Origin of the sequence: Limihaloglobus sulfuriphilus (assembly GCF_001999965.1) — a bacterium.
GTDB lineage: Bacteria > Planctomycetota > Phycisphaerae > Sedimentisphaerales > Sedimentisphaeraceae > Limihaloglobus > Limihaloglobus sulfuriphilus.
The window spans coordinates 3,592,837-3,606,110 of sequence record NZ_CP019646.1; the positions used below are offsets into that span (position 1 = coordinate 3,592,837).

The following is a 13,274-nucleotide window of genomic DNA, read 5'->3' on the forward strand; positions in this document are numbered from 1 at the left end:
ATGCAGGACCTACATAAAGACCTCAAATCTCTTACTTTAGATCAGTTAGAAAATATTGTCGAAGGTTTCGGCAGCAAGAGTTTCCACGCGGCGTATCTCTATGAGTATATACACAGCCGCGATGGTGTTTACGTAAATGACGTAACCACACTAAGTAAAGGCCTCCGGGCACAGCTCATTGAAAACGGCTGGTATATATCGCAGCTCAAGACGGTCGAAAAGTTCACAGACCCCGACGGCACGCTGAAATATCTGTTCGAAAACGAGGACGGCGGCAGATTTGAGTCTGTACTGCTCAACGACGACAACAGGCTTACCCTCTGCATATCGTCGCAGTGCGGCTGCCGAATGGGCTGCAAGTTTTGCGCAACCGCACGGCTCGAATTCCGGCAGGACCTCTCTGTCGGCCAGATAGTTGATCAGGTGTACAGGGTCAATGCCGACGCGGGCAGGATTGATAACGTGGTTTTTATGGGCATGGGCGAGCCGTTTGATAACACAGAAAATGTATTTGCCGCGGCGGATATACTTAACTCCGCCAAGGGGCTTAACATAGGAGCACGGCATATCACCATAAGCACCTGCGGCATTCCCGGCCCGATCGAGGCTCTCGCCTGCCATGACAAGCAGTACCGGCTCGCGGTCAGTCTTCATGCCGCGGACGACCAGACGCGGCGGAAACTTATGCCGGTTAATTCAAAATACCCGCTCAAAGACCTGCTCAGTGCCGTCAAGAACTACTGCCGGCAAACAAACCGCAGGGTAACATTTGAGTATTGCCTCATCGACGGAGTAAATGATTCGGCTGACAATGCAAAACAGCTTGTGAAACTGATCGAGGGTATAAAATGCAACGTAAATCTCATAGAGTTCAACCCGTTTGAGGGGTGCTCTTTCAAATCTTCGCCAAGGCGCAAAATCCAGGCGTTCCGGGATGTTCTGGATATGGCGGGCATAGAAGCCCACACACGCTACAAACGGGGCAGGAGCATAAAAGCAGCCTGCGGACAGCTGGGTGCTGACTGGCTTGAAAAACAGCTTTGCAGTTGATTTTGCCCAGGGGCAAGGCCGACGATAATCGACTTGAAAAATATTTTATTCTCTGAATTTAATCGAAAGGCTCAAAAATGGATAAAGAAAAGTCAAAACTAAGAAAAGTAGGCCGCGGAGCAGGATTATGCATACCTTATCTTCTATTTTTCGGGCCGGTACTTATGTCTTTGGGCCTGGGCGGCGGGTATCTGGGTTTTATAGGCGCTCTTATGCTGGGGATCGGCCTGGCGGCATTCTCAATGTCTGAATAGCGCTGGAAATAAAAAATATATTTATACATCATGGGGGCATTATGAACGCTGGAAAAATAATTGCGGCAACAGGGATGTTGTTTTGTATCGGGTTGTCATTTGCATTACCTGTAGATTCGCAGGACGTTGAAAACGCTTTTAAGGGCTGGCTCAATCTTGAGCCCCGGCCGCTGGAGACATCAATCAGCCCACAGATAGGCCGCATTGAGCCGTTCTCCGATGCCTCGGGCAGAATACTCTACTATGTCGCATACCTTGAACCGGAGGGCTTTGTGATTTTCAGCGGCGATGATGATATCGAACCGGTAATCGCTTTCAGCCAATACGGCACTTATGACCCTTCCGGTGGTAATCCTCTTGGAGCTATGATATCCCTTGATATGCCAAAGAGATACAACTTTCTGGAAGACTGGAAACAGCTCAAGTCAGCCGCCGGCAGCGAGCTGGTTGCTGATGCACGCCGAAAGTGGCAGAGCTTCAAAGCCGCTTCTGACGGCCAGCCTGCAAAAAGCGGCGTCAGTTCTATTTCCGATGTTTGCGTCGCTCCGATGGTTCAAAGCCGCTGGAGCCAGAGCGGTGTAGGCGGCAAACCCTGCTACAACTATTATACTCCGAACAACTATGTGTGCGGCTGTGTCGCTACCGCGATGGCGCAGATTCTTCGGCATCACCAGTTTCCCGCACAGGGTATAGGCGTCTTGTCAAACACCATTGAGGTTGACGGACACGAACAGACCGCTCAGACACGCGGCGGTGACGGCAGCGGCGGCCCTTACGACTGGCAGAATATGCCCCATGTGCCGTCATCTTCTATGACTCAAGCCCAGCGGCAGGCGATAGGTGCCCTTTGTTATGATGCCGGCGTAGCATGTCAGATGAGTTACAACGACGGCTGGAGCGGCTCGACGGAAAATCGAGCCTGCAACGGTTTTCTAAATTATTTTGGTTTTGCAAGCGGCTTTTACTTCATGGATTACGGTTATACTGTCAGCCGCGGGTTCCAGGATAAGGTTCTCCAGCCAAATCTCGACGCCGGCTATCCGGTACAGGTCGGCATTACCGGCGACGGCGGACATGAAATCGTCTGTGACGGCTACGGATACAGCGGCGAGACTATTTATCATCACATGAATATGGGCTGGGGCGGCTATGAAGACATGTGGTACAATCTGCCCGATATAGGAACGCCGTATAATTTCACTATTGTTGACGGCTTTATATTCAACCTTTTCCCCGAGACACAGGGCGAGATTGTCAGCGGCAGGCTGCTGTTCTTTTCCGGTGATTCCGCCGCAGATACGGAAGTTGTGCTCAGAAGCCAGGGCGGCCAGAGCATCACCGCGAACACAAACGACAAGGGCATATTCTATTTCACTGAAATTGTGCCGGACACATACTATATAGAAATCAGCCAGCAGGGCTTTATACCGCAATCGATTCGTGTTAATGTCTCCCAAAGCGCTTCAACCAGAGACGTCAGCGGTACCTGTGGAAATGTCTGGGCGGGAGATATTGTACTCAATCTCGAAGGCAGCGGCTATTCCGGCGGTGAGGGAACAGAGCAGAGTCCGTATCTTGTCTCAACCGCCGCTGATATACTTGAGCTTTCTCAAATGATCAGCGATTATGACAAACACTTTGTAATGACAGATGACATAGACCTTGCCGGCATGACATTCGATATGGCAGTGATTGCACCTGATGTCGATTTCTATGCCGGTTATCAGGGAACCGCTTTTACCGGCGATTTTGACGGCGGCGGTTTCTGCATACAAAACCTCAATATCGACCTGCTAAGCGACGACGACCCGTCAAATGACGGCAATGATTACATCGGTTTGTTCGGGATGATAAAAGACGGTGCAAGAGTGTCCAATCTCGCCGTCTCTGGAAGCAGTATTGTCTCGGGCTGGTCAAGCAACTATGCAGGCATAATAGCAGGCTGCGTAAATCTCGCTGAGGTTTCAGGTTGCGATGTTAGAGGCAGCTCTATATCTGCCGGCAGCTATTCACGCTACACCGGCGGAATCTGCGGCTGTCTCGATGAGGGCAGGATAACACGAAGTATGGCGGCGATTTCAATCCAGTCCCAGTCATACGTCGGCGGAATCTGCGGCTATAATGACCGCGGCAACGTTGATTTCTGTTTCAGCACGGGAACCGTTCGCGGGAGTGAACGAGCCGGCGGAATATGCGGCTCAAATTATTACTCAAACCTGTCGTATTCATATTCACAGGCAGAAACTTCAGCGACCAAATATGTCGGCGGTGTGAGCGGGTACAATTCGAACACGTCTCTAAGCCAGGTTTACGCAAAAGGTAAAGTTACCGGCTCATTATACACAGGCGGCCTTTGCGGGTTTGCCCTTTTCGGCAGCGCAGAGGCGTGTTTCTGGTGTCCGGAAACAACAACACAGGCTAAAAGCGTATTGGGCAGCCCCTCTACCAAACAGGAGATGAGTTTATTATCAACCTTTGAAAACGCCGGCTGGGATTTTGCCTCTGACCAGAGAAACTGGTATATGCCCGCTTCCGGCTCGCCGCTGCTGAACTGGCAGATGCGTGTGGAGGATTTCAGGCGTTTATCCTTGATGTCGAAATACTGGCATGAAGATTGCGGCGGTAATTGCGGCTGTCTGGGTTATGATTATTCCGGCAACGGCAGTATAAGCGCTGAAGACCTCTCAATCCTGGCAACGAACTGGCTGTATTCTGTAAATGCCTATGAATAAGAGTTATACACTGGCTGGGCCGGCGTTAGCTGTTTGCGCCTCAAGCTGGCGGGGGTTACCGATTGAGCGGATTTTTTTGTAGCGGTTCTCAATCAGCGTTTCCATATCCTGCATTTTCAGCTGACGCAGTGCGGTGGTGATGTATCTGCTGACGTTTGATATAGTGTCCCGGGGGTTTCTGTGCGCTCCGCCGAGAGGCTCTTTGATGCTGCTGTCAACCACGCCCAGCTCTGTGAGGCTTTTGCTGGTAAGGCCCAAAGCGGTCGCCGCTTCGCCGGCCTTGGTGCCGTCTCGCCACAGGATAGCCGCGCAGCCCTCGGGGGAGATTACCGAGTAGTACGAGTGTTCAAGCATGGCGAGCCTGTCGCCTACTCCGATGCCCAGTGCGCCGCCGCTGCCGCCTTCGCCGATAACGATGCAGATGATCGGCGTTCTGATGCGGGACATCTCCATCAGGTTGACAGCGATTGCCTGTGCCTGCCCGCGTTCTTCGGCACCTATGCCCGGATATGCCCCGGGAGTGTCGATAAGCGTTACAATCGGCAGGCCGAATTTCTCGGCCATACGCATTTTCAGCAGTGCCTTGCGGTAGCCTTCCGGGTTGGCGCATCCGAAATTACAGCGGATTTTGTCTTTGGTATCTTTGCCCTTGTTCTGGCCGATTAACATTATCCGCTCATAGCCGATCTGGCCCAGGCCGGTTACTATGGCGTTGTCGTCGCCGAACGTCCGGTCGCCGTGCAGTTCACGGAAGCCGGATACCATATGCTGCAAATAATCGCTTAGAATAGGGCGTGAAGGGTGCCGCGATACCTGAACGGTCTGCCAGGGGTTGAGGTTGGAGTATATCTCCTTGAGCATCTCTGCCTTGCGTGACTGGAGCCGGCGAAGTTCCATATTGCGCTGCGTGGACTCATCAGCCTCGCTTCGAAGGTTCTGGATCTGCTCATCAATTACTTTTATATCCTGCTCAAAGGGCAGGTATTCTACTATATTCTCTAATTCTGACATCGCTGCCTCATAAATTTATTTTTGTTATTAAAGCAGTATATTAGCTGTTTTCCGCTCAAAATCAAACTATTTTCGTAATGCACCGATTTACAGAGGCTTTTGTGTTTCCGCGGCGGTGTTTAGAGTGCTGTTCGTTATGCGAGTTGACAGTTTTGAGAGAATTAGTGGATAAACTATGAAACCGGAGTTTCTTTACGGTGGGGTAGGCAAATGGTATTATGGTATTTTGCCGGTTTTTCCGCAGTTTGAGTTTTTTAAAAAAAAGACACAAGCTGAATCTTGAATTCTAATGATATCGAGGCGGCGTGAGCCTTGTATTCTGGTGGGCCATAAAGCGAGTTGGGCCGTATAAGGTCATTTACAGCATATAGTTAGGTTTTATCCAGCCAGCTTTGAGAGAGCTTGATTAAATCCAGAATATCAATCACACCGTCCATATAGAAATCCGCCTGGCTGCACGATTGCGGTTCCCAGCATCCGTTCTGCTGCCAGTATTTCGAAAGCAGGGCAAAGGAATCATAACCAAGATAAAATTCCTGCCAGCTCAGAATCGGGTAGCTCTTATAAGGCATAAACCAGTCCGCAGGGTCTCCGTCCTGCTCAGTAAAATCCCAGCCTGCGACACAGAAGTTGCCTATTGTCTGCATTTGCAGTGTTGTTGCTCCTATTGCCCCGTAATTGTAATCTCCAGGATTGCCAATCCCGGAAGTTTCAATATCCCAGAAACAGCCTGTTGCGGTGTATTGGCTAGATTCATAGCCTCCGATAAAACCTCTTATTGCGTAATAAAGGCCGCTGACCGGGCCGGCTGAATAACATTTCTCGACATATCCGGAATTTTCTCCAAGCAGTCCGCCGGTATGTGTTTGTCCGCTGACCGAACAGGTAGAATAGCAGTTTATAACATCGCCGCGGTTATCGCCGGCCAGACCGCCAATAAATGTATCGTACCCGGAGGATTGCACGCTGCCTGTAGAGAAGCAGCTCGATAGTTTTCCGCTATTTACACCGGCTAAGCCCCCAATATATGCGATGCCGTTTATAGACGCATTTTCCACGCCAAGACTGCTGACATCTGCTCCGCGTCCAAGAGAGGCAATGAGGCCCAGATATGTGCTCCCGTTTATATTCATGTTGCGTATAATATGGCCGTCACCGTCAAAATATCCATTAAAGAAGGGGATAACCGCCGTTGCCCATTGTATCCCGGTCAAATCTATATCATCAGTCATTCTGTAGAAAGCATAAGTACCCCAGTGATATAAAGCGCCAAGTTCTTGTGGGCTGCTGATCAGGTATGGGTTTGCCTGTGTGCCCTCGCCGCTCAGTACTGGAGGAATGTAACCGCTCAAAGTACTCAATACAGGGCAGCCACCCTCTGAAGGCATTGTCCAGGCATCATTGGTGCCGTTAGCCGTTTCGCCGACAAAATCCCAGCCGGCGTCAATAAAGGTACTTTCTTCGTGCATCTGGTCGGTCGTTTTGCCGACACCGCCGCTGCTTGTTTCAGTGCCGGATGTTACTGTATCCCATAATCCATACTTTACATTTTCCCGATTTTCTGTGTAGCCGACTAAACCGCCAACCTGCTGTACTCCATTGACATGCCCTGTGGAATAACAACATGTTACACTTCCATTATCCTCATCGTCGAGGTATCCCACCAGGCCGCCAACGCTGGATTCTCCGGAAACGGAACCGGTGGAATAGCAGTTTGTTACACTGCCGCTGTTATAGCCTGCCAGACCGCCTGCAAAAGTTGAGCCGATTATATCGCCGCTCGAGAAGCAATCTCTCACTAAGCCGCGTTCAATCCTGCCCGCCAGACCGCCGGTAAATTGCATACCTGAAACTACTCCGGAAAAATGACAGTTTGTTACAATGCCTCTGCAATCTGCAACCAAACCGCCCGTAATGTCACCAGTGCTGATAATCGAAACGTTTTCTAAGCCCAGAGATTTTATCTGGCCGCCGGCGTCAAGAATACCGAACAAACCGATGCAGCCGGAGCCGGAGATAGCGAGGTTGCTGATAATATGGCCGCCGCCATCGAACGAACCTGTAAAGGCGTTCAAAGAGTCATAGCCGATCAGTGCGCGGTTGTATTCTTCGCCGGACATATCTATGTTGATATTCAGCATATAGTTCTTCTTCCAGAAAAACGTTCCCGAACATACTGATAGAAAATCGCTTTTAGATTCAATGATCCATGGGTCCAGCGGCTGCCCCGAACCTTCCATGCTGACAACCGGATCGACTATAGCTTCTCCGGGTAAGTTTTCCCAGTACAGGTGCGGATAATCGCTGCCCTGGTCAATTGTCCATGTTCCGCCGGCCCAGTTGTTTGCACTATAGAAATGCATATCCTTCATCTGCTGTGTCCTGAGACCGATTCCTCCGTAACTTATGAGAAGATTGGAGGTTTGAGTATCCCAGAAACTATTGGCCGCACCCATACCGGTTCCAATCAGGCCGCCTGTAAAGCTGGTTCCTGTAACATCGCCGGTAGAAAAACAGTTTGTTACACTTCCTCTGCTGTTATCACCTATCAGACCTCCAATGAAAATTTTACCGCCAACCGGGCCCGTTGAGTAACAATTTGAGATGATCCCTCCATTGTTCCTTCCGGCAAGCCCCCCTGCGTTGGTGCCGTATGCACCAGTTAGAGAGACTGCTCCTGTAGCGTAACTGGCAGTTATGTTTCCATCGTTGCAGCCAACAAGACCGCCGGCAGAGTTACCGCTGCCGCTGACCCCGCCTGCAGAAAAGCTGGTTTCTATGCTGCCGGTATTGAGGCCGACCATCCCGCCGACATCAGAATTTCCGATGACCGATATTTCTCCCACGACCATACTGACTGCATAGCTGTTCGTTACAATCCCGTCATTGTAACCCACCAGTCCTCCGGCGTGGTAACTCGTTCCTGTAACTGTACTCATGGAATAACAACGTTCTATCTTGCCCTGGTAGTTATACCCTGCAAGTCCCCCGATGTAAAAATCGCCGTTGACCGAGCCGGTAGAATAACTGTTCGATACATTACCCTTGTTATATCCACAGAGGCCGCCGGCATATTTGGTGCCGTTCACAGCGGTACTTACAAGCCTGACATTGTTGATTTCCGCATCAGGGCCGATCATGCCAAACAGCCCGCAGTAAGATGCACCATTGACTTTGAGATTTGTTATTGGATACGAATTGCCGTCTAAAGAACCGCTGAATTCTGTGCCCTGGTACCCCTGGTCTGTCGATGTGTCAGGCGCAATTACTGCCCTGGCATAGGTTTTGGATGTCAGGTCTATATAGTTTTTTAAGATATAATGGGCGGTAAGGTCGTTGTTAACCGCCTCAAGGTCAGACCTGTTGTAAATATGCCAGGGGTTTTCAGGAGTGCCGGTGCCCCCTGAGAATCCAAAAACAGGATTTGGGAAAAATGATAAAATAGTAATTACCGTACAAACCCGTTTGAGAAAATCCTTGGAACTGTTCATAATGCCATACCTCGAAAAAAGTTAAAATGGCAGAATCTTGCACGAATAACCATCTTAGAATGCTAGTTAAACACAAGATGTATATTTTCCTTTTCAGTCATGTTATAACTTAATGACATTCATTGAATTGCGCAAATCATTGTAATTATTTTAAGTCCTGTTGTCAATTTAAATAAATAAATAACCGAAGACGCAGCAGGGCAATCGCATCTAAAGTCCTTTATTTTGTTGTGTCAGCACGCGATATAGGTATTGCTCGTTCCAGCCGCAGCACAGCCTTCTGGTCTTTATGCCGACCTTGTGCTTGGTTTGCTGTTTTAGCAGATTCAGTGCTATTCGTGAGAGCCTTGCAAAATTTTCTGCTCCATAACCTTTTCTTATTCTCCTTTCATCGTCGGCAAAGCTGATATCTAAACACCAGTGCAAGGAGTTCTCTACCCCCCAGTGGCCCCTGATATATTTGAGTAAATTTGGCGGATTTTTGCAAGTCAGGCTTGATATGTAATACCGTTTCTCTACGCTTGTTTCATCTCCTATGCTCCTCTTTGCCTCCACACATATCAGGCTCTTGAGCCCGACCCAGTTCTTCTTTTCAGAGTTAAGGAATCCTACATTTGAAACAGCCCGCAATGTGCGTTCTTCAACCCTGCCGTGGCCTCCATCAGTTTCACTTGCAACAGTATATTGAATATTATAGACATTATCGTCTATACATTCATCAAAAAGGGTAACTGCATTTTTATGCAGGCCGGTCTGATTTGCCTTTAGCTGCAAGATATAGTCCCCATCATTTTCAATTACAGCATTAGCAATTTCCTTTTGGCAGCCCATAGCATCAGTTGTTACAACTGCACCATCTAAATCAATTAACTCCAAGAGCTTAGGTATAGCCGTTATCTCATTGCTCTTGGTTTCTGTTGCAATCTGCCCAATGACCATTTTGTTGGTGTCGCACCAGGCATTTACCATGTGAACAGCCGCTTTTTCAGATGCATAATCAACGCTTCTACGCATAGTCTTGCCGTCAATGGCTATGAGCCTGCCTTCACTCTTTTGGGCTAAGGCATTGACCCATTCAAGGAAGCATTGTTCAAATGAGTCGGGTTTGAGAGAAGAAAATACTCGTCCAAATGTGTCGTGAGATGGAATGCCATTAGGCAAAGAAAGAAAACTTTTAAACCACTCTTCTTTGCACTGAGCGAACTCTTCAACCTGTGTCCATCCATCAGCGCCACAAATTATTGCACAAATTGCAATGGATAAAATATCACTAAGCTCATGCTTGCGAGTACGCTCGACTCTGGGGTCTTCAATTGTCGAAAAATAGTCCATTAATCTGCGTTGGTTTTGTTCTTTTTTCATAATTTTCCTCGTTTTAACGTTGCAAAGATATAGAATACTATATATTATACTATAATGAAAAAGACAAAAAAGCTATAAAATTATTAGAAAAAATCGCAAAAATAGAGCGAATGGAACGAGGGAAAATATGTCAGATGAAAAACCGGCAGCATTTCAACCACCAAACGTGGAAAAATGGAGCCAATGTTGTGCGATATGTCCCAAAGGATGAGCTTGAAGCACTGCAGGCTGACATAGATAGTTACAACCAATTCATGGACTTAGTGCAACAATATGCTGACGAAATCATACGGATAACACGCCTTGAAAGAAAAAAACTAACCGAAAAGCCTAAAAAATGATATTTTAGATGCGATTGCCCTGTTTCCAGGCAGGGAGCCTGCCCTGCGATTGCCGCCGCAAGAGTTCGGGCTTTAGCCTGTAAACGCTTAAAAGACAACAAGCACGCTAAAGCGTGTACTCTTGCGGTGATAAATGTATTAGAAATAATAATCCTGTTTATCCTGTAATCCTGTCAGAGGAGTTAATTAAGAATTAGGCAATAGGCAATAGGCATTAGGCAATAGGCATTAGGCATTAGGCATAAGGCATAAGGTAGGGCAATAGGCATATTTACGGGGCGGGGGATCTCTTGTCTTGAATAGTTTGTATGCTGATGATATAATAAGGCTCAAATGGGAAAAAATATTAAAATCCGCCATGTTCTGGTTTTGCTGGTACTCACAAGTGCCGGCTATTTTCTGATGAGCCAGAGCCTCTCTCACCGCCAGAGAAAGATATCAGTCTATGTGATAGACAGCCTCAAGGAAGTAACCTCCGGGCAGCAGGGCGGGGGCATCAGGATATCGCAGGGCAAGTCGCACGGGGAGGTTGTCGAATCTCTGATATTTGCCTACGCCAACCCTGACAATTATGAGTTCAGGATCGCCGATTTGCTAAGTGTCGGCCAGATATACGAGCGTTTCTATTACGTTTACCTTGAGTCTATCCTGGATTATCAACTTGCCAACCGGGGTGACTGGGTGATTGTGAATCTCAGCTTCGGCCGCGGCGAGCCGGACGAGCGGGAACGGGTGCTGATTTCAAGGCTCATAGGCGAGGGTGTGATAATCGTTGCCGCGGCGGGCAATGACGGCAGCGAGGAGAAGAGTTATCCGGCCGCGTATGACGGGGTGATCGCCGTGGGTGCGTGTAAAAACGGCAAAAAGGCCGGCTATTCAAATTACGGCGGCTGGGTGGATATATGTGCCGAGGGGCATTACGATTATAATGAAATCCGCGGTTTTCCCGGCGGCGGGGGGATCAGCAGTGTTAACATGAGCTACAAGCTCGGCGGCACGTCATATTCGACGGCGAGGGTTACCGCCCGTATAATCGAGATGATCAGGTTCGCCAATGACAGAGATATCGATGTTGCCGGTATCCTGGAAGGTGGGGCTGCCCCTCTGGATGATCCCCTGTTTTACAAGGGCAAGCTCGGCAGCGGCGCTGTCAGCGCGGCTTCTTTGCGGGCGGTTGATAGGTTTTATTATCTGGCGAAATGGCCGGGGATTTTGATCCCCTGGTTCGGTGTGCTTGCCGGCGTTTGTATTTTGCTCCAGCGGGGCCTGAGACGTGCCTGGACGAGGGGGCATGTGCGGGCGTCGAGATGGGTGTTCTACGCAGCGGCTCTTTCACTGGCGGCGGGGTTTGCCGCGGCGTATATGAGTGTCACGCAATCCGGCTTAAAGGGCGGTGTGCTGATGGTCTTCGCGGCTGTGCCTCTGGCTTGGATTATGCCCCTTTGCGGCGGGCTGACGGTGTTTTGCCGGCGGCCGGCGATGGTCTTCACCCGCTATCGGATCAACCGATACAGCGAACGCGGTAATTGCGGCGGCCTGCTCAAAGAGCTCCTGGGGTTCAGGTTTAAAACAGACTTGATGATGGCTGCACTGGAGAAGCTGCTTGACTGCCGCGGGAACCCGTCGCGGCAGGTTTGCCGGTTTTTGGTCTTGACAAGGGTTTATATTGACGGGCAGATAATAGATATGATTAAATCCAGGGGGCTTGCTCTGGAGAATGAATTTGTTGAAATGGCGGCCGGGGGAAATTCACAGATTGCCCGCAGAGCCGTTGACAGGGCCGTAAGGCTCTCCGATAACAAGCCGGCAACTATTGAAAGGTTCCTGGCAGAAGTTGACGTGATTGACGATGATAATATCGCCGAATCCGTAAGACTACAGGCTTTGGCGTGTAAAAAGAGGATTTAGTTTTATTGGCATTATCCGACAAATTCTGGGCTGAAGCCTTTGGGCATTTTTCCTGCGCAGTGTGCGGCGTTTGCCGCTCCGTAGAGTGATACGGAGTAGTCGCGTATGATATATACCGGGATCGCCTTTAGAACCTCTCTGATCACCGGGTTGTAGTTCTGCTCGAAGTAGTGCATGAAGAGGTTTTCCTCGAGGAAGAATTTTTCCGTTCTGGTTACGATACCGCCTGCGAGGTAGAGTCCGACGGTGGGCAGCAGGCTGGCGGCGATGTTTGATGCGAATTTTCCGTAAAGTTTGATGAACAGCCGGACAATATCGCCGCAAATCGGGTTTTGCGGGGCGTATTTTGTTATCAGGCCGGGCTTGTTCGTGTCGCCGGCCTGGTCTATTTCTTCGAGAACGCCTGTGATGGGGATCCGCTTATATTCTTTGAAAAACCTGAAGATGTTCACGATTCCCATGCCGGAGACAATCGGCTCAACGCCCGGGCTGTAGTAGTCCACAATCTTGCCGACAAAGTCTTTCAGGCGGCGTGTTTCGGAGTCAAAGCCGGCGAAATTGATGTGTCCTGCCTCGGAGGGGCAGGCGACGTAGTTTCCTTTCTGGCCGATTAGAAAGCCTGTTCCCAGTCCCGTGCCCGCGCCGACGATGGCACGCATATTGCCCACCTGCGGCGATACGAGCCCTGTTGTGTGAGGCAGCTGGAGTATCTGGCCGGGATTGTTTACGTCGAGCAGCGGCAGGCTGTAACTAATTGCCATGAAGTCGTTTATGACCATTGTTGGTATTTTGAGAAGCTGGTTTATCTCATAGGCGTTTATGTCCCATTTGATATGCGAGGGGGTGCAGATATTCTCAACCACAGGTCCCGCGGCGCTGATACAGCATTTGTCCGCTTTTAGTTGGGGGGCCTTTTGGGCTACGGCTTTGAGTGTGTGGCGGACGGCTTCTACGCAGCTTGAGAGCCTCTGTGTCTCAAAGACGCACTCGACAATCACTTCGAAATTGCCGTTATGATGGCCGACAAAGGCGATGTTTGTGTTTGTGCCGCCGATATCGCCGGCAAGTGTTATGTTTTCGAATTCTATCTTATCTGTTTTCCAGTTAATCGTAAAATCGGTCATG

At 49.5% G+C, this 13,274-nt stretch carries 9 protein-coding genes; 5 read left to right on the forward strand and 4 right to left on the reverse strand.

The genetic code is table 11. From position 1 onward, the window contains the following. The 3 genes from rlmN to SMSP2_RS13775 all read left to right on the forward strand — a co-directional run bounded on the left by rlmN (position 1) and on the right by SMSP2_RS13775 (position 4,036). On the forward strand, positions 1-1,050 hold the full coding sequence (rlmN, locus tag SMSP2_RS13770) for a dual-specificity RNA methyltransferase RlmN (RefSeq protein WP_146684609.1): 1,050 nt from the start codon (positions 1-3) through the stop codon (positions 1,048-1,050). A 77-nt stretch (positions 1,051-1,127) separates the two neighbouring features. Then, positions 1,128-1,304, forward strand: a complete 177-nt coding sequence (locus SMSP2_RS14935) for a hypothetical protein (RefSeq protein ID WP_186804752.1) — start codon at positions 1,128-1,130, stop codon at positions 1,302-1,304. A 41-nt stretch (positions 1,305-1,345) separates the two neighbouring features. Further along, positions 1,346-4,036, forward strand: coding sequence for a C10 family peptidase (locus SMSP2_RS13775; protein WP_146684610.1), 2,691 nt, complete (start codon positions 1,346-1,348; stop codon positions 4,034-4,036). A gap of 3 nt (positions 4,037-4,039) precedes the next feature. Here SMSP2_RS13775 and SMSP2_RS13780 read toward each other — a convergent pair whose 3' ends face one another. From SMSP2_RS13780 to SMSP2_RS13790, 3 genes are all read right to left on the reverse strand, one after another. After that, positions 4,040-5,047: an acetyl-CoA carboxylase carboxyltransferase subunit alpha gene (locus SMSP2_RS13780; RefSeq protein WP_146684611.1), complete on the reverse strand. Its 1,008-nt coding sequence runs from the start codon at positions 5,045-5,047 to the stop codon at positions 4,040-4,042. Positions 5,048-5,418: 371 nt separating this feature from the next. Next, positions 5,419-8,538 (reverse strand): GLUG motif-containing protein, encoded by a 3,120-nt coding sequence (locus SMSP2_RS13785; protein WP_146684612.1) that lies wholly within the window; start codon positions 8,536-8,538, stop codon positions 5,419-5,421. Between the two features lie 210 nt (positions 8,539-8,748). Then, positions 8,749-9,900 carry an ISAs1 family transposase gene (locus SMSP2_RS13790; RefSeq protein WP_146682569.1) on the reverse strand — a complete coding sequence of 384 codons (1,152 nt, stop codon included), beginning with the start codon at positions 9,898-9,900 and terminating at the stop codon, positions 8,749-8,751. A 110-nt stretch (positions 9,901-10,010) separates the two neighbouring features. Here SMSP2_RS13790 and SMSP2_RS13795 point away from each other — a divergent pair, with 110 nt between their 5' ends. Both SMSP2_RS13795 and SMSP2_RS13800 read left to right on the forward strand, forming a co-directional pair. After that, on the forward strand, positions 10,011-10,241 hold the full coding sequence (locus SMSP2_RS13795; protein ID WP_146682568.1) for a hypothetical protein: 231 nt from the start codon (positions 10,011-10,013) through the stop codon (positions 10,239-10,241). Between the two features lie 333 nt (positions 10,242-10,574). Beyond that, positions 10,575-12,149 (forward strand): S8 family peptidase, encoded by a 1,575-nt coding sequence (locus SMSP2_RS13800; protein ID WP_146684613.1) that lies wholly within the window; start codon positions 10,575-10,577, stop codon positions 12,147-12,149. Between the two features lie 11 nt (positions 12,150-12,160). Here the strand turns inward: SMSP2_RS13800 and SMSP2_RS13805 are convergent, their stop codons facing one another. Further along, entirely contained in the window at positions 12,161-13,273 is a 1,113-nt protein-coding gene (locus SMSP2_RS13805; protein WP_146684614.1) for a glucokinase, read from the reverse strand. Between the last annotated feature and the right edge of the window lies 1 nt (position 13,274).

Excerpts from the sequence above, each read along its gene's own strand:
- rlmN (WP_146684609.1), top strand. The coding sequence starts at position 1 with ATGCAGGACCTACATAAAGACCTCAAATCTCTTACTTTAGATCAGTTA.
- SMSP2_RS14935 (WP_186804752.1), top strand. The coding sequence starts at position 1,128 with ATGGATAAAGAAAAGTCAAAACTAAGAAAAGTAGGCCGCGGAGCAGGA.
- SMSP2_RS13775 (WP_146684610.1), top strand. The coding sequence starts at position 1,346 with ATGAACGCTGGAAAAATAATTGCGGCAACAGGGATGTTGTTTTGTATC.
- SMSP2_RS13780 (WP_146684611.1), bottom strand. The coding sequence starts at position 5,047 with ATGTCAGAATTAGAGAATATAGTAGAATACCTGCCCTTTGAGCAGGAT.
- SMSP2_RS13785 (WP_146684612.1), bottom strand. The coding sequence starts at position 8,538 with ATGAACAGTTCCAAGGATTTTCTCAAACGGGTTTGTACGGTAATTACT.
- SMSP2_RS13790 (WP_146682569.1), bottom strand. The coding sequence starts at position 9,900 with ATGAAAAAAGAACAAAACCAACGCAGATTAATGGACTATTTTTCGACA.
- SMSP2_RS13795 (WP_146682568.1), top strand. The coding sequence starts at position 10,011 with ATGGAACGAGGGAAAATATGTCAGATGAAAAACCGGCAGCATTTCAAC.
- SMSP2_RS13800 (WP_146684613.1), top strand. The coding sequence starts at position 10,575 with ATGGGAAAAAATATTAAAATCCGCCATGTTCTGGTTTTGCTGGTACTC.
- SMSP2_RS13805 (WP_146684614.1), bottom strand. The coding sequence starts at position 13,273 with ATGACCGATTTTACGATTAACTGGAAAACAGATAAGATAGAATTCGAA.